Below are 23,324 nucleotides of genomic sequence, written 5' to 3'. Positions count from 1 at the left end.
ATGTCAGTAGTTGCCAACGATATCGCCTGCCATTTGCACGGCTATACCAATGCCGCCCGCCACGAGGACATCGGGCCGATGGTGATCGAGCGCGGGGAGGGCGTGTATGTGTATGACCAGGCCGGCAGGCGCTACCTGGAGGCCATGTCCGGCCTGTTCAGCGTGGCGCTGGGCTTCAGCGAGCCGCGACTGGTGGCTGCTGCCACCGAACAGCTGAACCGTTTGCCCTACTACCATGTGTTTACCCACAAGACCCACGGGCCGGTGGCGGCGCTGGCGCAGAAGCTGATCGACATCGCGCCGGTACCGATGAGCAAGGTGTTTTTTGCCAATTCCGGCTCCGAGGCCAACGACACCGCGATCAAGCTGATCTGGTACTACCACAACGCACGCGGGCTGCCGCAGAAGAAAAAGATTATCGCCAGGCTGGGGGCCTATCACGGGGTGACCGTTGCCTCCGGCAGCCTGACCGGCTTGCCGTACAACCACCGCGGTTTCGATCTGCCGCTGGCCGGCATCCTGCATGCCGCCTGCCCGCACTTTTACCGTTACGGTCGCGAGGGCGAGAGCGAGGACGAGTTCAGCACCCGCCTGCTGCAGGAACTGGAGCAGCAGATTCTGCACGAGGGTGCTGACACCATCGCCGCCTTCTTCGGCGAGCCGCTGATGGGTTCCGGCGGCATCATCCCGCCACCGCGCGGTTACTGGCAGGGGGTGCAGGCGCTGTGCCAGCGCTACGACATCCTGCTGGTCGCGGACGAGGTGATCTGCGGTTTCGGTCGTACCGGCCAGATGTTCGGTTGCCAGACGTACGGCATCCGCCCGGACATGATGTCGTTATCCAAGCAACTGTCGTCCTCGTACATGCCGATCTCGGCGCTGCTGCTGAACGACAAGGTGTACCGCGTGATCCGCGACTACAGTGGCGAGATCGGCACTCTCGGCCACGGCCTTACTGCCGGTGGTCATCCGGTGGCGGCGGCGGTGGCGCTGGAGAATATCAACATCATCGAGGAGCGCAATCTGGTGGCGCAGGCGGCGCAACTGGGTGATTACCTGCACAGCCAGCTGCAGCGCTTTGCTGATCATCCGCTGGTGGGGGAAATTCGCGGCGAGGGGCTGATCGCGGCCATCGAGCTGGTGGCGGACAAGGCCGCCAAGCAGCCGTTTTCACCGCCGGGCAAGGCCGGCAGCTATTTCAATAGCCGCTGTCAGGCGCACGGCATGATCGTGCGCAATGGCGGCGACAACATCATTCTCTGCCCGCCGCTGATCGTGACGCGCGAGCATATCGATTTCATCGTCGATGTCTTGGCAAGGGCGCTTGCCGAAACGGCTGACTGGCTGGCCCACGCCTAGCCGCGCCGTGTTTTGGCACCCCGCCCCACAGTGTTTGTGCGGCGGGGTTTTTTGTGGCTGAACAGAGTGTGCTGCGGCCAACTATGGCGCAGCGCAGCAAGGGAGAGTAGGCTGTTCGCCCCGCCTGTCCATGTGCATTACATTTCATGAATTTCCATAGCGATTCCCCTTCTTCCCTGCGTCACTGCAAACCGTTCTGGCGTTTCTGGCTGGCACGCCTGCTGCTGACCGGCGGTTTCCAGATCATGGGCGTGGCCATCGGCTGGCAGGTTTACAGCCTGACCGGCAGCACGCTGGACCTGGGCTTGGTGGGCCTGCTGCAGTTTCTGCCGCGTATCCTGCTGGTGCTGGTCACCGGCACCGTGGCCGACCGTTACCCGCGCCACATCATCGTGGCCTGCAGCATGGCGGTGCAGGCGTTGGCCGCATTGCTGCTGCTGCTGGGCAGCGCCGGTATCGGCCTGGCGGTGACGCGCGAGCTGATCTTTGTGCTGTCGGTGCTGATCGGCACCTGCCGCGCTTTCGATATGCCGACCATGCAGTCGCTGCTGCCCAATATCGTGCCGCCGGCATTGCTGCCGTCGGCGGTGGCGGCCTCGGCCTCGGCCAACGAGGTGGCCACTATCGTGGCGCCGGCGCTGGGCGGTCTGCTGTTTGCCATCGGCGCACCGTTTACCTACGGGCTGGATGCGCTGATGTTCGTCACCGGCGTGGTGATGGTGCTGGGGCTGAAACTGCCGCGCCATGTCAGCGATGGCCGCCGTGTGACGCTGGACTCGCTGCTGGCCGGGGTGCGTTTCATTCGCAGCCGGCCGGATATTTTCGGTGCCATCTCGCTGGATCTGTTTGCCGTGCTGCTAGGCGGAGCCACCGCCTTGCTGCCGGTGTTTGCTGCCGACATCCTGCACACCGGCCCGTGGGGATTGGGCTTGCTGCGGGCGGCGCCGGCGGTGGGCGCGCTGGCGATGTCGGCTTGGTTGTTGCGTAACCCGGTGGAGCGCAAGGTTGGCCGCACCATGTTTGCCGCGGTGGCGGTGTTCGGGCTGGCGACGATCGGCTTCGGCCTGTCCAGCCACTTCGGCCTGTCGTTGCTGGCGCTGGTGGTGCTGGGCGCTTCCGACATCATCAGCGTGGTGATTCGCGGCACGTTTGTGCAGCTGGAAACGCCGGACGAGATGCGCGGCCGCGTCAATGCGGTCAACTCGCTGTTCATCGGCGCCTCCAACCAGCTGGGCGAGTTCGAGTCCGGCGTGACCGCGACCCTGCTCGGCACCGTGCCGGCGGTAGTGGCCGGCGGTGCCGGCACGCTGCTGGTGGTGATGCTGTGGATGCGCTGGTTCCCGTCGCTGGCGCAGCGCGATCATATGCAGGAACCCAGACATGGCTGAACTCGATCCCGCGGTAGCGGCCTGGCTGCAAAAAGTGAATGCGGCGCAGGCCGAGCGTCTGGCTGCCGGCTGGGTGGCGACGCCGATCGGTGTGCGCGAGGCGCTGGCCGGGTTGATTGCCGCCATGCTGCCGGCGGGGCCGGCGCTGCCGTGGGTGAACGAGGCGCTGGTGGAGGGCGGCGATAGTCCGGTGCCGCTGCGCATCTATCATCCGGCGCCGGACGAGGCGCGGCCGGTCATCGTGTTCTGTCACGGTGGCGGCCACATGGCCGGCAGCGTCAGCAGCTACGATCCGCTGTGCCGCAGGTTGGCCGCCAGCAGCGGCCACATCGTGGTGGCGGTGGAATACCGGCTGGCGCCGGAGAACCCGTATCCGGCGGCACTGGAGGATGTGGCGCAGGTGTTGCGCCAGTTGTGGCAGACGCTGGATGGCGCCGCGGTGCGCTATCGCCGCGAGCGCACGCTGGCCGGCGATTCCGGCGGTGCCGCGCTGGCGGCGACGCTGGCGCAGCGCGGGCAGCATGATCCGGCACTGGCCTGCGAGCGGCTGGTGCTGATTTATCCCAGTGTCGATTACACCCTGGCGCAGCCGTCGCTGCAGCGTAACGGCAAGGGCTATCTGCTGGAGCGCGAGCGCATCGGCTGGTACTTCGCGCATTACTTCCGGCGTGGCGGCGACCGCGTGGCGGCCTCGCCGCTGCTGGGCGAGGTGGCGGCCAACCATCCGCCGACCTTGCTGATCACCGCCGGCTTCGATCCGCTGCTGGATGAGGGGGCCGCTTATGCGCAAAAGCTGGCCGCTGCCGGGGTAGCGGTGGAGTATCACTGCGAGCCGGCGCAGATTCATGCCTTCCTGTTGCTGGAAGCTCTGGTGCCGGAGGTTTGCGCCGCCAGCTACCGGCGCATCGCGGCGTTTGTCGGCCGCTAGTTGGCCGCAGTGTCCGCTGGCGACCTGTCTCAAAGACGGGGCCGGCTCAAGTTCTGTCCGCTGCTGGCGATAAAGCAGCAGTAAACAAGAACAAGGAGAGACGGTGATGCCAGTCGCCATCCTGTTTTGCCTGCTGGCCCTGCTGGCCGGCGTGATGATCGTGATTACCGATGCCGGTGAGACGGATTATCCGGGCTGAGTCCACGCCCATAAAATGAAAACGGCCCTTGCACCACAGCGCGTGGTGCAAGGGCCGTTTTCCATGCCTGCTTCAGGCCGCCTGTGGCGCACGTGCCGCCAGCGGCTTGCGTTGACTCAGGCTGACGCCGGCCAGAATCAGACCGCCACCGATCCAGTGATAGGCGTGGATGGTTTCGCCCAGCAGCGCGCTGGCCAGCAGCGCGGTAAACAGCGGCAACAGGTTCATGAAGATGGCGGTGCGCTCGCTGCCGATGCGCTGGATGCTGAGCATCCACAGATAGGCGGCGACGATGGAAGAGCCGATCCCCGCCACCAGCAGTACCGGAATGCCCGCCAACGGAATGGCCAGGCTTTTGGCGCCGGCGGCCAGCGGCAGAAGCATCAATACCGCCAGCATGACCTGGGCATACAGGTTCAGCCATTGCCCCAGCGGCGGCGACCAGCGCTTGTACAGAATGCTGTACAGCGCGTAGGCAAAGCCGCCCAGCAGCACCATGGCATCGCCGATGTTGACACCCTGTTGCAGCATGAACAGCGGGTTGCCGGCGCCCATCAGGTAGCACACCCCGCTCAGCGACAGTGCCACGCCGGCGGCGGCCTGGGCACTGATGGGCTGGCGGAAGAACAACGCGCCCAGCAGCAGGCCGGATAGCGGAATCAGCGCGGTGATCACGCCCATATTGGTGGCGCTGGTGAGATGGGCGGCGTAGTAGGCCAGACTTTGCGATGCCACCATGCCCAGCAGCGACAGCACTGCCAGCTGTGGCAGGTGGCGGCGCAGCAGGGCACGTTTTTGCCACAGCGGGCGGGCGAACAGCGGCGTCAGCACCACGAACGCCAGCAGCCAGCGGTACAGCGAGATGGCGGCGGGGTCGAATACGGTGGCAGCGGCCTTGGATGCCACGGTATTGGCTGACCAGATCAATACCGCCAGCAGGGGAAACAGGGTAGCCATCATGGCCTCCGGTAGATGCACTGCCGACAGTGTAAGGCTGTCTGATTAGTGGCATATAATGCAAATAAGACAAATCGATGCTGTACTTGCGACAAACGAAAGTCTGCCATGACCGAACTGCCATTCAGCGCTGTGGATCTGTCCCTGCCGGCGCCGGCACCGCTGTCCTTCCGTCACGAAAAATATCAGGCCGATACCGAGTTCGACTGGCATCGCCACCCGTGGGGCCAGCTCAACCGCATCAGCCTCGGTCTGCTGGAGCTGCAGCTGCCGCAACGCACGTTGGCCGCACCGGCCGAGTATCTGGTGTGGATTCCGCCGGGCTTGCCGCATGCGGCGCACATCCGCCAGTCGCTGGACTATGTGTCGGTGTATGTGTCGGACGAGCAGGCGGCAACTTTGCCATCCCGGCCCTGCCTGATCGCGCAGACGCCGCTGATCCGCGCGCTGCTGGACGACTTCTGCCAGCGCGGTATTACCAGCCTGCAAGAGGAATGGGATGTCTGCCAGGCGCAGCTGTTGCTGCAACGCCTGCGTGAAGCCGGCAGTGTGGAAGATTATCTGCCGGACAGCGATGACCGCCTGCTGCGTCCCATTCTGCTGGCGATGCGCACGCAGCCGGGTGACGACACCACGCTGGCGGCCTGGGCGCAGCAGGTGCATAGCACCGAGCGCACACTGGCACGGCGCTTCCGGCAACAACTGGGCATGAGCTTTGTGCAATGGCGCAGCCGTTTGCGGCTGCTGCAGTCGCTGGTGGGGCTGAAGCAGGGCAGGTCGGTCAGTGACATCGCTGCGGATCTGGGCTATGCCACGCCTTCTGCCTTCATTGCCATGTTCGTCAAACAGACCGGGATTACGCCGGAGCGCTACCGCCGCCAGTTGTTGGCGGATAGCCCCGACTGACAGGAAACCGACAATGCGATACTGGATGGTGCTGCTTCTGGCGCTGATTTACCAGCCGGTGCTGGCGGCGCCGGCAACCACCAACTGCCGCGTGGTGGCGGTACTGGATGGCGATACCCTCAAATGCCTGAGTAACTGGCGCGAGATCACCGTACGGCTGGGGCAGATCGATGCACCGGAGAAAAGCCAGTCATACGGCCAACGTGCCAAGTACGCGCTGGCGGCCCGGGTGTTTGGCCGCGATGTCACCCTGCAGCGGCAGGAGCAGGACAAGTATGGCCGGCTGGTGGCCAAGGTGCTGCTGGATGGTGCCGATATCAACTTGCAGCAGGTGCGCGCGGGCTGGGCGTGGGTGTATCGCCAGTATGCACGCGAGGCGGCTTATTATGCTGCCGAGCGCGAGGCACGCAGCAATCTGGCCGGGCTGTGGCAAGAGGCAGCGCCGGTGCCGCCGTGGGAGTGGCGGCGCGGGGTACGGGTTGGTCGCACGCCGCAGTCGCCTGCCAAGGCCCCGGCGGAGTCTCGGCCGCAAGATGCATCGGACGGCGCCAACTGGGTTTGCGGTAGCAAGCAGCGCTGTAGCCAGATGCAAAGCTGTGACGAGGCGCGCTATCACCTGCAGGTTTGCGGTGTCGCACGGCTGGATGCCAACAAGGATGGCGTGCCATGCGAGGCATTGTGTCATTAGGACCGGTGCTGTTGGCGCATGAAAAAGCCCGCCGTGATGGCGGGCTTTTCAGTGCGGCTTGGCAAGGCTGCCAGCCGCGATCTGATGCTGCAATTATGCGTCCGGTACGTTCAGCGAGTTGATGCTGAAGCCGGCGTCAACGTAGGTGATCTCGCCGGTGATGCCGGACGACAGATCCGACAGCAGGAAGGCGGCAGTGTTGCCAACTTCCTCGGTGGTAACGTTGCGGCGCAGGCAGGACTGACCGGCAGCCATGCTCAGCAGTTTGCCGAAACCGGAGATGCCGGCAGCGGCCAGGGTCTTGATCGGACCGGCGGAAATGCCGTTTACGCGGATGCCGTCCTTGCCCAGGCTGGCTGCCATGAAGCGTACCGAGGCTTCCAGGCTGGCCTTGGCCAGGCCCATCACGTTGTAGTTCGGGATGGCACGTACCGCGCCCAGGTAGGACAGGGTCAGCAGGGCGCCGTTACGGCCTTGCATCATCGGGCGGGCAGCTTTTGCCAGCGCCGGGAAGCTGTAGGCGGAAACGTCATGTGCAGTCTGGAATGCTTCACGCGACAGGGCGTCCAGGAAGTCGCCTTCCAGCGATTCGCGCGGGGCGAACGCAATGGCGTGCACCAGACCATCCAGGCCGTCCCAGGACTTGCCCAGGTCGACGAACAGCTGGTTGATTTCTTCGTCATTCTGTACGTCGCAGCGGAATACCTGGCTGCTGCCGAAGTCGGCAGCCATCTCGCGCACGCGGTCTTCCAGCTTGTCAACAACATAGGTGAACGCCAGTTCAGCGCCCTCGCGATGACAGGCTTGAGCAATACCGTAGGCAATGGAACGATTGGAAATCATCCCGGTGATCAGAATCTTTTTGCCTTGCAGGAAACCCATATTGAATCCTTTTCAATCCGATTTAGCGCGGCATTATAACCAGCAATTGTCAGACAGTCTCGTTTCTCTATGTTGCCGGCAATAGTCGTGCCGGAATCAGGGTTGCCGCTCATGGGGTGAGTTGTTAACATCGGTCAATCATAAATAATCGACATCCCATCGAGAGGACTACTCCATGAGCAGCGAGCTGATTCTGCACGTAACCGACGATTCTTTTGAGCAAGACGTTCTGAAAGCAGAAAGTCCGGTTCTGGTGGATTACTGGGCAGAGTGGTGCGGTCCGTGCAAGATGATCGCCCCGATCCTGGACGATGTGGCCAAGGAATACCAAGGCCGTCTCACCATCGCCAAGCTGAACATCGACCAGAACGAAGCCACCCCGCCGAAATTCGGCATCCGCGGCATTCCGACCCTGATGCTGTTCAAGAATGGCGAAGTGGCTGCCACCAAAGTTGGCGCGCTGTCCAAGACCCAGCTGATCGAGTTCCTGAACGCCCAGCTGTAAGCTGTGGCGTGATGGGTAGTCGCCTGTAGCGACGGTCCATCTTCACAGGTGGCCGGCATTGACAGCCGCCACCTGTTCCACTATCTTCACGATAGTCCTTACGAGCGGCTCAGGCCGCTCGAATCACATGCAGCATCCCTTCACGTATTTTCCCGACCGGCGTCAGCGCCGCACACTGTGACACAAACGTCCGACACCGCAAATACTATGCACCTCTCTGATCTTAAGCGTACGCATGTAAGCGAACTCGTAGAGATGGCCATCGCCAACGAGATCGACGCTGCCAGTCGCTTGCGCAAGCAGGACCTGATCTTTGCGCTTCTGAAAAACCAGGCCAAAAAAGGCGAAAGCATCTACGGCGAAGGTACGCTGGAAGTGCTGCCGGACGGTTTCGGTTTCCTGCGCAGCCCGGATTCGTCGTACTTGGCCGGCCCGGACGACATCTACGTCAGTCCGTCGCAGATCCGCCGCTTCAACCTGCACACCGGCGATACCGTCGAGGGCGAGATCCGCACCCCGAAAGAGGGCGAGCGCTACTTCGCGCTGGTGAAGGTGGACAAGGTCAACGGCGGTCCGCCGGAGCAGGCCAAGAACAAGATCCTGTTCGAGAACCTGACTCCGCTGTTCCCGACCGAGCGCCTGAGTCTGGAGCGAGATATCCGCGGCGAGGAAAACATCACCAGCCGCCTGATCGACCTGATTGCGCCGATCGGTAAAGGCCAGCGCGGCCTGCTGGTGGCACCGCCGAAGTCCGGCAAGACCGTGATGCTCAAGCACATTGCGCACGCCATTACCACCAACCATCCTGAAGTGGAAATGATCGTGCTGCTGATCGACGAGCGTCCGGAAGAAGTGACCGAGATGCAGCGTTCGGTGAAGGGTGAAGTGGTGTCGTCGACCTTCGACGAACCGGCTACCCGTCACGTGCAGGTTGCCGAAATGGTGATCGAGAAAGCCAAGCGCCTGGTGGAGCACAAGAAGGATGTGGTGATCCTGCTGGACTCGATTACCCGTCTGGCTCGCGCTTACAACACCGTGATTCCGGCTTCCGGCAAGGTGCTGACTGGTGGTGTCGATGCCAACGCGCTGCAGCGTCCGAAGCGCTTCTTCGGTGCTGCCCGCAATATCGAGGAAGGCGGTTCGCTGACCATCATCGCCACCGCACTGGTCGATACCGGTTCGCGGATGGATGATGTGATCTACGAAGAATTCAAGGGTACCGGTAATATGGAAATCCATCTGGACCGCCGCATGGCGGAAAAGCGGATTTTCCCGGCCATCAACATCAACCGATCCGGCACCCGCCGCGAAGAGCTGCTGATTCCGCAAGAACAGCTGCAACGCATCTGGGTGCTGCGCAAGCTGCTGTACCCGATGGACGATCTGGAAGCGATGGAGTTCATGCTCGACAAGCTGCGGGCAACCAAGTCCAATCTGGCGTTCTTCGATTCGATGCGCCGCTAAGGGAATACGGTTACCGTTCCAGACGCCAGGCCCGCGGGTCTGGCGTTTGTTTTTTGCGAGGAAAAATATGGATCCTGTCTGGCGCTATCTGCTGGATTTCGACGGTTATGCCGCCATCGGTACGGTGGCGTTTGCCATTTCCGGTTATCTGCTGGGGGTGCGCAAGCATCTGGACTTGCTGGGCGTGGTGATTGTCACGCTGCTGACTGCCATTGGTGGCGGCATCATTCGCGATGTACTGGTTGGCCGCATGCCGCAAGTGTTTCTGGGTAATACCAGCCTGGTGATCATTGCCGGCGCCATGCTGTTTGCGCTGGCGGCCCGCCTGCACAAGCGCGAGTACGAGGTGCTGACGCGGCTGTTCATCATCGCCGATTCCATCGGGCTGGTGGCGTTCAGCCTGGCGGGTGCCAAACTGGGGGTGGAGTACCACATAAATGCCTTCGGGGTGATTCTGCTGGGCTTTGTCACCGCGGTAGGGGGCGGCATCGTGCGCGACATGATGGTGAACGAGGTGCCGTTCATCCTGCACAAGGACTTCTACGGTACGGTGTCCATTCTGGTGGCCTCGGTGCTGTATGTGTTGTCCGAGCTGGGGTGGGATCATCTGGTCGCCGTGCAGCTGGTATTTGCCGGCGGGGTGGCCTTGCGTCTGCTGGCGCACTGGAGCGAACTGACCCTGCCCAAGATTGCCGGGCGCAAAGGAGGCTAGGCGACGATGAACCTGCTGCGCGATGCCGAGCAGATGGCTGGCTGGCTGGCCGGTTTTGCCGGGCTGGAAGTGGCCGACGAGGAGGGTCTGGGATTGCGTCAGGTGCCGGCCAAGAGCGCTGCCGTACTGGTGGCGGTGCATTGGCATGCCGATGACTGGCACATCCTGCTGACCCGGCGTACGCCGCACCTGCGCAGCCATGCCGGACAGATCAGTTTTCCCGGCGGGCGAATCGAGGCGGAGGACGGCAGCGCGGAGGTCGCCGCGTTGCGCGAGGCGGAGGAGGAGGTCGGTCTGCCGCCAGCGCTGGTGCGGGTGGTAGCCACGCTGCCGCATTACGACACGGTGACCGGCTATCGGGTGACGCCGGTGCTGGCACTGCTGACTGCGCCGTTCCAGCCGCGACCATCACCGCACGAAGTCGCCGAGGTGTTCTCGCTGCCGCTCGTGCTGGCGCTGGATGAGGCGGTGTACGAGCGGCAGCCGTATGTGCGCGATGGGGTTGCCGGTCATTACTACGTGCTGCGCTATGGCGACTACTTTATCTGGGGGGCGACGGCGGCGATGTTGCGCCGGCTGGCACGGCATCATGCGGCCAACCTTTAGCGCTTAACGCTGGCGGTAAGGTAAGTAGCGTTTACCACAAAAATGCCGGTGCACTAGCACCGGCTTTTGCCATGCAAGACACACCTTAGCCGGCAAAGCGCATCGACAGATCCACTGCGCGCACGTCCTTGGTCAGCTTGCCGATCGAGATGCGATCGACGCCGGTTTCGGCAATGGCGCGCACGCTGGCCAGTTCCACGCCGCCGGAGGCTTCCAGCTGGGCACGGCCGGCAGACAGGCGCACCGCCTCGCGCATATCGTCCAGTGACATATTGTCCAGCAGGATCAGCTCGCAGCCGGCGGCCAGCGCTTCCTGCAGTTCGGCCAGGTTTTCGACTTCCACCTGCAGGCTGACGCCGGCCGGCACCAGCTCACGGGCGTTGGCCAGGGCGGCGGTAATGCTGCCGGCGGCCATGATGTGGTTTTCCTTGATCAGCACCCCGTCGTACAGGCCGATGCGCTGGTTCATGCCGCCACCGACGGTGACTGCGTACTTCTGCGCCAGACGCATGCCGGGCAAGGTTTTGCGGGTGTCGAGGATGCGGGCGCGGGTGCCGGCGATAATGTCCACATAGCGACGGGTTTCGGTTGCCACCGCCGACAGGGTTTGCAGCATGTTCAGTGCGGTGCGTTCGGCGGTCAGCAAGGCACGCGCCGGGCCGCTGATCTCGCACAGACACTGGTCGGCCGCTACGCGCTCGCCTTCGGCCACTTGCCAGCGCACCTCGCAGCGGCTGTCCACCTGGCGGAACGCTTCGTCGAACCAGGCGATACCGCAGATCACCGCATCTTCGCGGGCGATGACGCGGGCGCTGCCCTGGCTGTCGGCGGCGATCAGCAGCGCGGTCCAGTCCTGCTGGCCGATGTCCTCGGCCAGTGCATCGCTGACCAGGCGGGAAATGTGGTGAAAGGCGGGAAGCGTGAACATGAGTCGATCATCCAGAACATAAGTTGGCCGCATTTTACCGCGATTGCCGTCGCGCCGCGCCTGCTGGCGGGGTGTTGCCGCTGTTATCATGCCGCAGGCGGCATGCTGGCCGCGTATTCGACGTGCGAGGGAACCATGAATTTCGTGGCCGGTCAGTTTCCGCAATGGGCGCTGTGGCTTGGCGATGTCCTGGCTTTGCTGTTGCTGGGCGTGGCGCTCACCCAGGTGCGCTGGCGCGCGCTGGAAGGCGGTGCCGTCAATGCCTGGCTGGGCGCCTGCGTGCTGCTGTTGGGCTTCTGGCTGGGGCGTGCCGGCTTGCAGCCGGGGCTGAGTTTCCATCTGCTGGGGGGCACGGTGTTCACCTTGCTGATGGGACCGGCGCTGGCTTTGCCGGCGCTGGCCGTGGTGTTGCTGGGGCTGGCGGCAGGCGGGCAGCTGGAGTGGCCGGCACTGGGGCTGGACTATCTGTTGAGTCTGGTGCCGCAAGTTGCTTTGACTGCGCTTTTATTGCGGGTGGCGCAGCGCCGGCTCGCGGCCAACGTGTTCGTGTATGTGTTCGTGAACGCGTTTCTTGCCGGTGCCGGCGGCATGTTGCTGGCCGCTTGTTGCGGACTGGCGGCATTGGCGCTGGCCGGCGCCTATCCGCTGGAGCATCTGCTGGAAAATGCCTTGCCCTACTATGGGCTGCTGGCCTGGTCCGAGGCCTTTACCAGCGGGCTGGTGATGGCGATTCTGATCGTGTACCGGCCGCAGTGGGTGGCAACGTTCGATGATGCCCGCTATCTGGACCGACAGTAGCGGTTAACAACAAAAGGGGAAGAGCTATGCACTTTGCGTTCTGGGCGGTGCTGGTTGCCGCGGTGCTGCCGATATTGTGGGCAGGGGTGGCCAAATCCGGCGGCGGTTATGACAATCATGCGCCAAGACAGTACCTGGACAAGCTCACCGGCTGGCGCCAGCGCGCGCAGTGGGCGCAGCAGAATGCCTGGGAAGCGCTGACGCCGTTTGCCGCCGGGGTCATCATCGCCACCTTGCAGCAGGTGCCACCGGAGCGTATCGATGCCGCGGCACTGGTGTTCCTGCTGGCGCGGGTGGCGCACGGCTTCTGCTATGTGGCGGACAAGGCCACGCTGCGCTCGCTGCTGTGGCTGCTGGGCTTCAGTACCGTGGTGTACCTGTTCCTGCTGGCGGCACATCTGCTGTAACTGCCGCTAGAAACAATGCGGCCAACCTGTAGCAGATTGGCCGTTGTTGTTTCCGGCGTGGGCTCAGAGCACGATAGGTTCGGGTTCCAGCTCTACGCCATAGCGTGCGCGCACCGTATCGCGCACCTTTTGCGCCAGTGCCCACATCTGGCTGCCGCTGGCGTGACCATAGTTGACCAGGACCAGTGCCTGCCGCGCATGCACACCGGCATCGCCGTCGCGATAGCCTTTCAGGCCGGCCTGATCGATCAGCCAGCCGGCGGCCAGCTTCACGCTGCCATCCGGCTGCGGGTAGTGCGGCAGGGCGGGGAAGCGTGCCAGCAGTGCCCCGGCTTCGCGTTGGCTGACGACCGGATTCTTGAAGAAGCTGCCGGCATTGCCAAGCTCGGCCGGGTTCGGCAGTTTGCTCTGGCGGATGGCGATCACCGCGGCGCTGACCTGCTGTGCGCTGGGCGCGTCGCCGGCCCCCATGGCCTGCAGTTGCTGCTGGATGTCGCCATAGCCGATGCGCGGCCGGAAGCTGCGCTGCAGGCGGAAGCGCACCGCCGTTACCAGCAGGCGGCCGGCCAGCGCCTGCTTGAACACGCTGTCGCGATAGGCGAAGTGACAGTCGGCATTGTCCAGCACTACTTCGCGGCCGGCTTGCTGCAGGTCGGCACAGACCACCTGCGCCAGGTGGTCTTTTACCTCCACGCCGTAGGCGCCGATGTTCTGGATCGGGCTGGCACCGACGGTGCCCGGGATCAGGCTGAGGTTTTCCAGTCCGCTCCAGCCCTGGGTCAGGGTGTATTGCACAAAATCGTGCCAGTTTTCGCCGGCGGCGGCCTCGACCAGTACGTTGTCGCCATCATCGGCCAGCACACGGATGCCCTTGAGCGCGACCTTGATGACCAGACCCGGATAGTCACGGGTAAACAGCAGGTTGCTGCCTCCGCCCAGCCACAGCACCGGGCCGTGGCGGAACGCAGCGCTGGCCAGCAGGGCTGGCAGCTCGGCGAGGTCTGCCAGCACGCAGAAGTTGGCCGCATGCACCGGCATGCCGAAGGTGTTGAGTTCGCGTAGCGGATAATTGGGATGGATTACGGGATTCATTCGGTCTTTCACGCAGTTTGACGGTGCAGCCGCTGGCGGCTGACACGCGACAGGTAGCTTACCAGCAGCAGGCCGGCGGTGCTCAGGCTGATCACCAGTGCCGCCCAGAATCCGTGTACTCCCATCTGTGGTGTGCCCAGCCCCAGCCACGCGCCTAGCAGCAGACCGAAGCCCCAGAACGACACGATATGGATCAGCATCGGGATGCTGGTGATCTTGTAGCCGCGCAGGGCGCTGGAGGCGATGGTCTGCATCGCGTCGGTCAGTTGGTAGAAGGCGGCAAACAGCATCAGCGACGCGCCGAGGGCGATAACCGCCGGGTCGGCGCTATACAGCCGCATGATGTCGTGGCGATCCAGCAATACCCACAGCATGGTGACACAGGCCAGTGCCAGCCCCACTGCCAGGCTGACGCCGCACACCAGTCGCGCCTGGCGGTAATCGCCGGCGCCCACGCTCTGGCCGACGCGGATGGTGGCAGCGGTGCCGATGCTTTGCGGAATCATGTAGATCACGCTGGAAAAGTTGATCACCGTCTGGTGGGTGGCCACCACGGTGGTGCCGAGCTTGGCAACCAGCAAGGCGATAAAGGAAAACAGGCTCACTTCCACAAAGAACGACAGCCCGATGGGAAGCCCCAGCTTGAGGAAGGCGGGGAAGCGCCGCCATTGCGGGGCGACGAAGCGGCCGCACAGACCGTACTGGCGGAAGACCTGATGATGCTTGATGTACAGGAACAGCGCGCTGGCGTTGAAGATGAACACGGCACCGGTGGCCCAGCCGCAACCGGCGCCACCCAGTGCCGGCAGGCCGAACAGGCCGTGGATCAGCGCGTAATTGAGCGGAATGTTCAGCAGCAGGCCGGTGACACTCACCACCATCAGCGGACGGGTGTGCCCCAGGCTGGAGGCAAAGGCGCCCAGTGCGCGATGCAGGATCGCCGCCGGCATGCCGACGGCCGCACCGTCGATGAACAGCATCGCCTTGTCTTCTACCGTGGCGGGCAGGTCCAGCCACAGTCGCAGCAGTGGCTGCACCGCCAGCATCAGCAAGGCGCCGAGAATGCCCAGCAGCAGCCCGAACCACAGTCCCTGTCGCGCGGTGTCGCCTAGCGTGGTGGTTTCGCCCTGGCCATGCTGTTGCGCCAGGATCGGGTTCAGCGCTGCAGCAATGCCGATCAGGGTGACGTATACGGTGATGAACACGCTGGCGCCGAGCGATACCGCGGCCAGGTCATCGGTGCTGACCCGGCCGGCCATCACGGTGTCGACGAAACCGGTGGCGACCTGGGCGATCTGCGCCACCATCATCGGCAGCGCCAGCTGGATCAGCAGCAAGGCTTCGTGGCGCAGGCTGCGCCACGGGCTACGGTTCAGTTCAAACAGCATGGAAAACACCGGCAGGCTAAAGGAGCGCCATTATAAGCGCAGCTTTGCCGGCGGCATGAAGGGTTGGCCGCAGGCTGTAACGCGGTGTCGCCTTAGTCGAAGTGTGCCGGCGGGTCGCAGCGCAGGTGGCAGCTGATGATCAGCTCGTTGCCGAAGCGGGCGTTGATGTTGAGGGCTTCGGTCAGGGTCAGGTCGTCGATGCCCAGCGTGCCTTGCTGCAGGGAAATATCCAGCTGGCGCTCGGTGGCGTAGGCGGCCAGTTCGGTGAGGCGGGCTTTGTGGGCGCTGTCCAGCACGCGGGCGGTGAGCTTGCCGCGCAGTGCCGGGGTGGCGGTGTGCGGGGCGGCGTTGAACTCGGTGTAGCGGTCTTCCTGGCAGTCGTACATGGCAGTCTCCATAGCGTGATGCGCGCCCGGAAAAGCCGAGCGACGCTTTAGCAGAATTTCGATGGCGCCCTGCAAGTTGTCGATTAACTCGGCGCATGAACCTTGTGCCCGCTTCTGGCTGCTGCAATGCAAAAACCCGCTGTGACCAATTAAGGGCAACAGCGGGTTAGGCGGTGCGCTCTTAGCTGGTATTTATCAGGCGCCCGCAAGCAGCAAAAATCGGCGCAAGCCCGAAAATTAGAGCAGAGCGCGCATGCTGTCAAGCATGACTTTGGCACGAAGCTGGAGAAGAAGGGCGGTATCGGGCTATAATCCCGCGCTCAAGTCCACGACGGCATGCGCCGCGCAGCTACTACCTCCAGATACCATTCCCATGATCCGCAAATTGTTCAGTCGCGTTTTCGACTTGTCCGGCAACCGCGCCACCAGCAAAACCAAGCCGCGAGTACTGTCGCTGGCGCAACACGGCGTGCGCCGCGACGGCCTGAGTAGTGCCGCCCTGCGCGTGGTGTCGCGCCTGCAGGAAGGCGGCCATGCTGCCTATGTGGTGGGCGGCGCGGTACGCGACCTGCTGTTGGGCGTGACGCCCAAGGATTTCGATGTGGCAACCAGCGCTACGCCGGAGGAGGTGCATCACCTGTTCCGCCGCTCGCGCATCATCGGTCGCCGCTTCCGCATCGTGCACGTGATGATGGGGCCGGAAACCATCGAGGTAACCACCTTCCGCGGCGGCGACATCGGCAAGACCAGCGATAGCGGCCGCATTATGGCGGACAACACCTATGGCAGCCAGGCCGAGGATGCACAGCGCCGCGATTTTACCGTCAATGCGCTGTTCTATAACCCGACCGACGAAACCATCATCGACTATCACCACGGCGTAAAAGACCTGCACGCCAAAAAGCTGGTGATGATCGGCCAGCCGGCACGCCGCTACCAGGAAGACCCGGTGCGCATGCTGCGTGCGGTGCGCCTGGCGGCCAAGCTGGGCTTCGAGATCGACGAACACACCCGCAAGCCGATTGCCTCGCACGCAGGCTTGCTGAAGAACGAGCCGCCGGCGCGGCTGTTCGACGAGCTGCTCAAGCTGCTGCATTCCGGCCACGCCTATGCCTGCCTGCAGAAGCTGCGTGACGAGGGCCTGTCGCGCGGCATCTTCCCGCTGCTGGACGCGGTGCTGGACGAAGACGGTGGCGAAGCCTTCCTCAAACTGGCACTGGCCAATACCGACGAGCGCGTACGTGCCGACAAGCCGGTATCGGTGGGTTTCATGTTGGCCGCCTTGCTGTGGGCGCAGGTCAACAACCGCTGGCAGAGCCATATCGCGCGTGGCGACAAGTCGCTGCCGGCGCTGATGCTGGCGATGGCCGAAGTGGAAACCCTGCAGGACAACGATTTCGCTATTCCGCGCCGCTTCTCCGCCACCATGCGCGAGATCTGGTCGCTGCAACCGCGTTTTGAAAGCCGTGGCGGAGCCCGTCCGTTCCGTTTCCTGGAGCAGCCGCGTTTCCGCGCTGCGTTCGACTTCTATAGCCTGCGTGCCGAAGTGGGCGAGGTGCCCAAGGAGATGGTGCAGTGGTGGTCGGAGTTCCAGGACGCCGATCATGCCGAACGCCAGGCACTGATTGCCGAAGCGGCGGCTGCGGCCAAGGGTGACGGCGAGGGCAGCGATGCCCAGCGCAAGAAGCGCCGTCGCCGTCGCAAGCCGGCGCGCCCGAGCGAGGGTGGCGACGCGTGAAGCGGGCTGTGATCGCGCTGGGTAGCAATCTGGAAAACCCGGCAGCACAGATCGAGGCGGCGCTGGCCGCCATTTCTGCTTTACCGGGGGTGCAATTGCTGCGCCGCTCGGCCTGCTACCGTACCGCACCGGTAGGGTTCGCCGACCAGCCTGATTTCATCAATGCGGTGTGCGAGGTGGCGAGCGATCTGACACCGTCGGATTTATTGGCCGCGCTGTTGCAGCTGGAGCAGGAATTTGGCCGCGTACGTACCTTCCGCAATGCACCGCGCGTGCTGGACCTTGACCTGCTGCTGGTGGAAGGTGTCAGCCAGCAGGACGCGTTCCTGACCCTGCCGCACCCGCGCATGCACGAGCGTGCCTTCGTGATGGTGCCGCTGGCGCAGATGGCGCCGGAGTGGCAGATCGGTGCCCACGGCACGGCTGGCGCTATTGCGGCCAACCTTGACGCCAGCGGAGTCATCCGCCTGGATTGAGTTTTCTTGCAGGAGAGCAACTGATGTCCCACTTGCGCTATGTGGTAGTGGAGGGGCCGATCGGCGCCGGTAAATCGCAACTGGCCCGCCGCCTGGCTGACCACTGGTCGGTACGCCTGCTGGCCGAGGCCGCGGAGCAGAATCCGTTTCTGGCGCGCTTCTACCGTCAGCCGCCATACCATGCGCTGGCCACCCAGTTGTCGTTCCTGATGCAGCGCGCCGATGCCGCCCACGGCATGTTGCACGGCGATCTGCTGGCCGCGCCGTTGGTGTCCGATTTCCTGTTCGACAAAGACGAGCTGTTCGCCAGCAAGACGCTGGATGCCGACGAGCTGGCACTGTATCGCCGTGTGGCACAGCGTTTCCTGCCCGAATATCCAGTGCCGGATCTGGTGATCTATTTGCAGGCCTCGGCCGATACGGTCGCCAGCCGGTTGGCCGCACGGGCTGCCAGCAGCGAATTGCCGCCGATGCCCGAAGGCTATGTGCAACGTATGCACGAGGCGTACAGCGCCTTCTTTCATGGTTACGAGGCGGCGCCGCTGCTGATTGTGAATACCGACAACCTCGATCTGGTTGAAGGTACCGAAGATTTCGAGCTATTGTTGCGCTGCATCACCGAGATGCGTGGTCAGCGCAGTTACTTCAACAAGGGGCTCTGAACCCGGTGCGCGACCGCAGCCACAAGCGGCGTTTCGCCACTGGAAGCAACGAGGACACACAAAAAAATGAAAGTCACCGTCAACACGCTGCAACAGATGGCAGCGGAAGGTCAGAAAATTGCCATGCTGACCTGCTACGACGCCAGTTTTGCCACCCTGCTGGATGAAGCCGGTGTAGACATTCTGCTGGTTGGCGATTCGCTGGGCATGGTCATGCAGGGTGAAGACTCGACCCTGCCGGTGTCGATGCCGGAAATGGAATACCACACCCGCTGCGTGGCGCGTGGTGCCAAGCGGGCGCTGGTGCTGGCCGACATGCCGTTCGGCAGCTACCAGGAAAGCCCGGCGCAGGCTTTTGCCAATGCCGCCCGTCTGATGCAGGCCGGGGCCCACATGGTGAAGATCGAAGGCGGTGCCTTCATGGCGGATACCGTGCGCTTCCTGGTGGAGCGCGGTGTACCGGTGTGCGCGCACATCGGCCTGACGCCGCAGTTCGTCAACGCTTTTGGCGGCTACAAGGTGCAGGGACGCAGCGAGTCCGATGCCGAGCGTATTCTGGCCGATGCCCGCGCACTGGCCGATGCCGGTGCCAGTCTGGTGCTGATGGAGTGTGTGCCGGCCGCGCTGGCCAAGGCGGTCACCGAGGCGGTGGCCGTGCCGACTATCGGTATCGGTGGCGGTCTGGATGTCTCCGGCCAGGTGCTGGTGATCTACGACGTGCTGGGCGTGTACCCGGGCAAGAAAGCCCGCTTCGTGAAGAACTTCATGGCCGAAGCGCACAGCATCCAGGGCGCGGTCAGCGCCTATGTTGCCGCGGTGAAGGGCAAGACCTTCCCGGCTCCCGAACACTGCTTCTGAGGTTTGCATGCAAGTTATCCGTAGCATTGCCGAGCTCCGTGCCTGGCGCCGCAGCGCCGGGCGTATCGCCTTTGTGCCGACCATGGGCAACCTGCACGCCGGGCATCTGGCGCTGGTGGCCGAGGCCCACCAGCGTGCCGAAAAGGTGGTGGTCAGTATCTTCGTCAACCGCCTGCAATTCGGTCAGGGCGAGGACTTCGATGCCTATCCGCGTACTTTCGATGCCGACTGCGCCAAGCTGGAAGCTGCCGGGGTAGACGTACTGTTCTTCCCGGACGAGCGCGAGCTGTACCCGCGTATCAAGCAGGATTTCAATGTCGAGCCGCCGCATATCCAGAACGAACTATGCGGCGCCTTCCGTCCTGGACACTTCCGCGGCGTAGCCACGGTGGTGAGCAAGCTGTTCAACATCGTGCAACCGGATGTGGCCTGCTTCGGCAAGAAGGATTACCAGCAACTGCACGTGATCCGCGCCATGGTGGACGATCTGAACATGCCGATCGAGATCGTACCGGTGGATACCGGCCGTGCCGACGATGGTCTGGCGCTGTCGTCACGCAATGGCTACCTCACTGCTGAAGAGCGCGCCGAGGCGCCGCGACTGTACCGCCACCTGGCGGCAATCCGCGATGCGCTGCAGGCGGGCGACAGCAACTATGCCGCCCTGGAAAAGACCGCCTGCGATGACCTGGCTGCCAACGGCTGGCGTGTGGACTACGTGGAGATCCGCCAGGCCGATACCCTGGAGGTCGCCCACGCCGGTGAGTCGCGCCTGGTGGTGTTGGCCGCAGCCCGTCTGGGTAAGACCCGCCTGATTGACAATATTGAAGTAACGCGCTGAAACGCGCCGAGGAAGACCGCCATGCAGCGTTCCATGCTGAAATCCAAGCTCCACCGTGTCACCACCACCCATGCCGAACTGCACTACATCGGCTCCTGCGCTATCGACGAAAACCTGCTGGAAGCCGCCGATATCAAGGAATACGAAGAAGTACAGATCTGGAACGTGACCAACGGCGAGCGTTTTGCTACCTACGCGATCCGCGCCGAGCGTGGCTCCGGCGTGATTTCGGTAAACGGCTCGGCCGCACGCCGTGCCGCCCCGGGCGACTTGCTGATCATCGCCTCGTTTGCCGCCTATGAAGATAGCGAGCTGGCCAACCACTCGCCGAAGCTGGTGTTCGTGGACGAGAAAAACGTGATCACCGAACTGAAGGGCGCGACGCCGGTGCAACCGGCATAAGTGCTGCTCCCCAGTATGCAAAAGGCCCGGCCATAGTGCCGGGCTTTTTTTTGCCGCCGAGTGCTTGCTGGCGATGGATATTGCCATGGTGCGAATCGTGCCAAACGGGTGATATCAGCGCATCGGGCGGTTATCGCAACAGTTGGCATTGCCGCCATGTGGGAAGGCGTCGCGACATTCTGGATTTTGGCGGCAAGCAGGCTATAGTTTTCTAACCAGCTGATTCGACAGGGAGTTCCGGCCATGCAAGGAAGATGTCTGTGCGGTGCCGTGCGCTACCGGATCAGGGGTGAGCCTTACCATGTCACCCATTGTCACTGTCTGTCGTGTCGGCTGGCCAGCGGCGCGCCGTTTGTTACCTGGTTTACCGTGCGCGAGCTGGAGTTGGAGTGGCGCGGCGAAGTCCGGCACTATCGCTCGTCCATGGGGGTGGATCGTGGCTTCTGTCCCCGGTGCGGGACCACGCTGAGCTACCGCCACGAGGCGTCGCCGGATGAAATCGATCTGACCGCGGCAACGCTGGAAAATCCGGAGCTGGTGGCGCCGGAGGATCATACCTGGACCCAGGACATGCTTAGCTGGATACGCATGCTGCCACTGCTGGCCGGTCACCGTCGTCACCGCCAGTACGACCGCAGTGCCTGACGCAAGCGGGCCAGCAAGGCCCGCTTGCCGGTTTACAGCAGGGCGGTGGCAGAAACCAGCACGCCGTCTTCGTCGGCGTACAGCCACTGCGCCGGCACGAAATCCACGCCACCAAAGTTCACCGTCAGATTCCGGCTGCCTTCATTGCGCTTAACCGACTTCTTCGGATTGGTTGCCAGCGCGCGGACACCCAGCGGCAGGGCATTGATGGCCACCGAGTCACGGATGCAGCCGTGGATGACCACGCCTTCCCACTGGTTCTTCACCGCCAGTTCGGCGATCTGGTCGCCCAGCAGGGCGCAGCGCAACGAGCCGCCGCCGTCCACCACCAGCACCTTGCCCTTGCCGGGTTCGCCCAGCACCTCGCGTACCAGGGTGTTGTCCTCGAACAGCTTCAAGGTCACGATCTGGCCGCAAAAACGTGGTCGTGCGCCGTAGCTTTGCAGCATCGGTGCCAGTACGGCGACGTTGCCTTCGTTGGCGTCGTACAAATCCGTGGTCAGAAAAGTCATGGTTACTCCTTTGCGTTGCTTTTGTTTTGATGGACGAAAAAAAACCGCCCCGTGGGGCGGTGTGTTTCAGTTGATGCGTAAGGGAACGAACAGCGTGCTGTCCTGGCGCCGAACCAGCAAGGCAATATTGCCGTTGGCCGCAGACAGTGCCCGCTCGAACGAAGCAATGTTGGTGATCTCGGTCTGGTTAAGGCCAATGATCACGTCGCCGTTGGTCAGCCCGGCCTGGGCGGCCGGCCCTTGCGCTTTCTGGATCACCAGTCCGCCGCGCACACCAAGGGTTTGCTTGTCGTCGGCGGTGAGTTCGGCCAGGGTCAGGCCCAGTTTGCCGAACTGGTAGCTTTGCGGTTGCGACGGAGTTGCGGGCTCGCTGGCCGATGCGGCCTGTTCGGCGGCCAGCTCTGCCAGGGTGGCTTCCACATTCTGCTCGTTGCCTTTGCGCCATACCCCCAGCTTGATGCGGCTGCCCGGGGGTTGGTCTCCAACCATGCGCGGCAGGTCGCGCGAGCTTTCCACTGTCTGGCCGTTCAGGCGCAGGATGATATCGCCGACCTGGATGCCGGAGCGACTGGCCGGGCCGTTAGGCTCCACCCGTACGACCAGCGCACCGCGCGGACGATCCAGGCCGAAAGACTGTGCCAGTTCCTGGGTCACTTCCTGGATGTGAACGCCGAGTTGGCCGCGGCTTACCTTGCCATTGCTCTTGAGCTGGTCGGCGACCTTCATGGCGATGTCGATCGGGATGGCAAAGGAAATCCCCATGAAGCCGCCGGAGCGGCTGTAGATCTGGGAATTGATGCCGACCACTTCACCGCGCAGGTTGAACAGCGGACCGCCGGAGTTGCCGGGGTTGATCGCCACGTCAGTCTGGATGAACGGCACATAGCTTTCATCCGGCAGGCTGCGGCCCTTGGCCGAGACAATGCCGGCGGTGACGGTATTCTCGAAGCCGAACGGGGCGCCGATGGCGGCCACCCACTCGCCGACTTTCAGTGCTGACGGGGGGCCGATTTTGACAGTCGGCAGGTTGGCCGCATCGATTTTCAGCACGGCCACGTCGGTACGCTTGTCGAGGCCCACCAGCTTGGCCCGCAGTTCGCGCTTGTCGGTCAGCATGACCTTGATCTGGTTGCCGCCGGCCACTACGTGGGCATTGGTCAGGATGTAGCCGTCAGCCGACAGGATGAAACCGGAGCCGAAAGAGACGCTTTCGGAAGGTTGCGGTTCCTGTTGCTGGTTGGGGTTGGGCATATAGCGACGGAAGAATTCGTAGAACGGGTCATCTTCCGGTACCGGGAATGGCAGATCGTTGCTGGGGGTGGCTTGTCGGCTAGTTTCGGCGCGGACGGCCTGGATGTTGACCACGGCCGGGCCTTCGCGCTCAACCAGCTGGGTAAAGTCGGGCAACAGCATCGCCACGCTGCCGTCCGCCTTGGCCGGCACCGCAACCGGTGCGCCCTTGTCATCCTTGAACAGGGCTTCAATCTTGCCGCAGCCCCCCAGGGCCAGTAGCAGCGCGCTGGCGATGGCCACGCGGGTATAGCTATTCACCTGAAACATCCTTTTTTTACTGAAGTGGACGCCGCGACGCCGGATG

At 63.3% G+C, this 23,324-nt stretch carries 26 protein-coding genes; 18 read left to right on the top strand and 8 right to left on the bottom strand.

Annotation, left to right across the window (positions count from 1 at the left end):
* From HU218_RS14500 to HU218_RS14490, 3 genes are all read left to right on the top strand, one after another.
* A complete protein-coding gene (locus HU218_RS14500) occupies nt 1–1,359 on the top strand; it encodes an aspartate aminotransferase family protein (RefSeq protein WP_174875653.1) in 1,359 nt (452 codons plus the stop codon).
* A 146-nt stretch (nt 1,360–1,505) separates the two neighbouring features.
* Nucleotides 1,506–2,747 (top strand): MFS transporter, encoded by a 1,242-nt coding sequence (locus HU218_RS14495; protein WP_174875652.1) that lies wholly within the window; start codon nt 1,506–1,508, stop codon nt 2,745–2,747.
* Nucleotides 2,740–3,675 carry an alpha/beta hydrolase gene (locus HU218_RS14490; protein ID WP_246211236.1) on the top strand — a complete coding sequence of 312 codons (936 nt, stop codon included), beginning with the start codon at nt 2,740–2,742 and terminating at the stop codon, nt 3,673–3,675. Before HU218_RS14495 ends, HU218_RS14490 begins: the two co-directional genes overlap by 8 nt.
* 271 nt (nt 3,676–3,946) lie before the next feature.
* Here HU218_RS14490 and HU218_RS14485 read toward each other — a convergent pair whose 3' ends face one another.
* Complete coding sequence (locus HU218_RS14485; protein WP_174875679.1) at nt 3,947–4,831, bottom strand: DMT family transporter; 885 nt, start codon at nt 4,829–4,831, stop codon at nt 3,947–3,949.
* Nucleotides 4,832–4,939: 108 nt separating this feature from the next.
* Between HU218_RS14485 and HU218_RS14480 the strand changes: the two genes are divergently transcribed.
* Both HU218_RS14480 and HU218_RS14475 read left to right on the top strand, forming a co-directional pair.
* Entirely contained in the window at nt 4,940–5,737 is a 798-nt protein-coding gene (locus tag HU218_RS14480) for an AraC family transcriptional regulator (RefSeq protein WP_174875651.1), read from the top strand.
* Between the two features lie 13 nt (nt 5,738–5,750).
* Complete coding sequence (locus HU218_RS14475; RefSeq protein ID WP_174875650.1) at nt 5,751–6,425, top strand: thermonuclease family protein; 675 nt, start codon at nt 5,751–5,753, stop codon at nt 6,423–6,425.
* A gap of 93 nt (nt 6,426–6,518) precedes the next feature.
* Here HU218_RS14475 and fabI read toward each other — a convergent pair whose 3' ends face one another.
* Entirely contained in the window at nt 6,519–7,307 is a 789-nt protein-coding gene (fabI, locus tag HU218_RS14470) for an enoyl-ACP reductase FabI (RefSeq protein WP_174875649.1), read from the bottom strand.
* Between the two features lie 175 nt (nt 7,308–7,482).
* Here fabI and trxA point away from each other — a divergent pair, with 175 nt between their 5' ends.
* From trxA to HU218_RS14450, 4 genes are all read left to right on the top strand, one after another.
* A complete protein-coding gene (gene trxA / locus HU218_RS14465; protein WP_174875648.1) occupies nt 7,483–7,812 on the top strand; it encodes a thioredoxin TrxA in 330 nt (109 codons plus the stop codon).
* Between the two features lie 207 nt (nt 7,813–8,019).
* Nucleotides 8,020–9,276: a transcription termination factor Rho gene (rho, locus tag HU218_RS14460; protein WP_174875647.1), complete on the top strand. Its 1,257-nt coding sequence runs from the start codon at nt 8,020–8,022 to the stop codon at nt 9,274–9,276.
* A 67-nt stretch (nt 9,277–9,343) separates the two neighbouring features.
* Nucleotides 9,344–9,988 carry a trimeric intracellular cation channel family protein gene (locus HU218_RS14455; protein ID WP_174875646.1) on the top strand — a complete coding sequence of 215 codons (645 nt, stop codon included), beginning with the start codon at nt 9,344–9,346 and terminating at the stop codon, nt 9,986–9,988.
* 6 nt (nt 9,989–9,994) lie between these two features.
* Nucleotides 9,995–10,594: a CoA pyrophosphatase gene (locus HU218_RS14450; protein WP_174875645.1), complete on the top strand. Its 600-nt coding sequence runs from the start codon at nt 9,995–9,997 to the stop codon at nt 10,592–10,594.
* An 85-nt stretch (nt 10,595–10,679) separates the two neighbouring features.
* On the opposite strand, the gene nadC is transcribed toward HU218_RS14450, so the two are convergent.
* The gene (gene nadC / locus HU218_RS14445; RefSeq protein ID WP_174875644.1) at nt 10,680–11,522 is read right to left on the bottom strand and encodes a carboxylating nicotinate-nucleotide diphosphorylase; all 843 of its coding nucleotides are present in this window, start codon (nt 11,520–11,522) and stop codon (nt 10,680–10,682) included.
* 135 nt (nt 11,523–11,657) lie between these two features.
* Between nadC and HU218_RS14440 the strand changes: the two genes are divergently transcribed.
* Both HU218_RS14440 and HU218_RS14435 read left to right on the top strand, forming a co-directional pair.
* Nucleotides 11,658–12,320, top strand: a complete 663-nt coding sequence (locus HU218_RS14440) for an energy-coupling factor ABC transporter permease (RefSeq protein WP_174875643.1) — start codon at nt 11,658–11,660, stop codon at nt 12,318–12,320.
* Between the two features lie 26 nt (nt 12,321–12,346).
* The gene (locus HU218_RS14435) at nt 12,347–12,727 is read left to right on the top strand and encodes an MAPEG family protein (RefSeq protein WP_174875642.1); all 381 of its coding nucleotides are present in this window, start codon (nt 12,347–12,349) and stop codon (nt 12,725–12,727) included.
* Between the two features lie 63 nt (nt 12,728–12,790).
* Here HU218_RS14435 and murB read toward each other — a convergent pair whose 3' ends face one another.
* The 3 genes from murB to HU218_RS14420 all read right to left on the bottom strand — a co-directional run bounded on the left by murB (nt 12,791) and on the right by HU218_RS14420 (nt 15,593).
* The gene (gene murB, locus HU218_RS14430; RefSeq protein ID WP_174875641.1) at nt 12,791–13,819 is read right to left on the bottom strand and encodes a UDP-N-acetylmuramate dehydrogenase; all 1,029 of its coding nucleotides are present in this window, start codon (nt 13,817–13,819) and stop codon (nt 12,791–12,793) included.
* Nucleotides 13,820–13,827: 8 nt separating this feature from the next.
* Complete coding sequence (locus HU218_RS14425; protein WP_174875640.1) at nt 13,828–15,207, bottom strand: MATE family efflux transporter; 1,380 nt, start codon at nt 15,205–15,207, stop codon at nt 13,828–13,830.
* Nucleotides 15,208–15,299: 92 nt separating this feature from the next.
* Entirely contained in the window at nt 15,300–15,593 is a 294-nt protein-coding gene (locus tag HU218_RS14420) for a hypothetical protein (protein WP_174875639.1), read from the bottom strand.
* Nucleotides 15,594–15,966: 373 nt separating this feature from the next.
* Here HU218_RS14420 and pcnB point away from each other — a divergent pair, with 373 nt between their 5' ends.
* The 7 genes from pcnB to HU218_RS14385 all read left to right on the top strand — a co-directional run bounded on the left by pcnB (nt 15,967) and on the right by HU218_RS14385 (nt 21,215).
* Nucleotides 15,967–17,331 (top strand): polynucleotide adenylyltransferase PcnB, encoded by a 1,365-nt coding sequence (gene pcnB, locus HU218_RS14415; RefSeq protein WP_174875638.1) that lies wholly within the window; start codon nt 15,967–15,969, stop codon nt 17,329–17,331.
* The gene (gene folK / locus HU218_RS14410) at nt 17,328–17,807 is read left to right on the top strand and encodes a 2-amino-4-hydroxy-6-hydroxymethyldihydropteridine diphosphokinase (protein ID WP_174875637.1); all 480 of its coding nucleotides are present in this window, start codon (nt 17,328–17,330) and stop codon (nt 17,805–17,807) included. The genes pcnB and folK overlap by 4 nt, the downstream gene beginning before the upstream one ends.
* A 23-nt stretch (nt 17,808–17,830) precedes the next feature.
* Entirely contained in the window at nt 17,831–18,469 is a 639-nt protein-coding gene (locus HU218_RS14405; RefSeq protein WP_174875636.1) for a deoxynucleoside kinase, read from the top strand.
* 66 nt (nt 18,470–18,535) lie between these two features.
* Nucleotides 18,536–19,327, top strand: a complete 792-nt coding sequence (panB, locus tag HU218_RS14400; RefSeq protein WP_174875635.1) for a 3-methyl-2-oxobutanoate hydroxymethyltransferase — start codon at nt 18,536–18,538, stop codon at nt 19,325–19,327.
* Between the two features lie 7 nt (nt 19,328–19,334).
* Nucleotides 19,335–20,168, top strand: coding sequence for a pantoate--beta-alanine ligase (gene panC, locus HU218_RS14395; RefSeq protein WP_174875634.1), 834 nt, complete (start codon nt 19,335–19,337; stop codon nt 20,166–20,168).
* Nucleotides 20,169–20,189: 21 nt separating this feature from the next.
* Nucleotides 20,190–20,570, top strand: a complete 381-nt coding sequence (gene panD, locus HU218_RS14390) for an aspartate 1-decarboxylase (protein ID WP_174875633.1) — start codon at nt 20,190–20,192, stop codon at nt 20,568–20,570.
* A 243-nt stretch (nt 20,571–20,813) separates the two neighbouring features.
* Entirely contained in the window at nt 20,814–21,215 is a 402-nt protein-coding gene (locus tag HU218_RS14385) for a GFA family protein (RefSeq protein WP_246211234.1), read from the top strand.
* A gap of 32 nt (nt 21,216–21,247) precedes the next feature.
* On the opposite strand, the gene rraA is transcribed toward HU218_RS14385, so the two are convergent.
* Nucleotides 21,248–21,727: a ribonuclease E activity regulator RraA gene (rraA, locus tag HU218_RS14380; protein ID WP_174875632.1), complete on the bottom strand. Its 480-nt coding sequence runs from the start codon at nt 21,725–21,727 to the stop codon at nt 21,248–21,250.
* 66 nt (nt 21,728–21,793) lie between these two features.
* Nucleotides 21,794–23,287: a DegQ family serine endoprotease gene (locus HU218_RS14375; protein ID WP_174875631.1), complete on the bottom strand. Its 1,494-nt coding sequence runs from the start codon at nt 23,285–23,287 to the stop codon at nt 21,794–21,796.
* Nucleotides 23,288–23,324 lie beyond the last annotated feature (37 nt).

The organism is Vogesella oryzae (assembly GCF_902829295.1).
GTDB classification, from domain to species: Bacteria; Pseudomonadota; Gammaproteobacteria; order Burkholderiales; family Chromobacteriaceae; genus Vogesella; species Vogesella oryzae.
The sequence above is the reverse complement of the archived record's forward strand: the minus strand, read 5'-3'. Positions and strand labels throughout refer to the sequence as shown.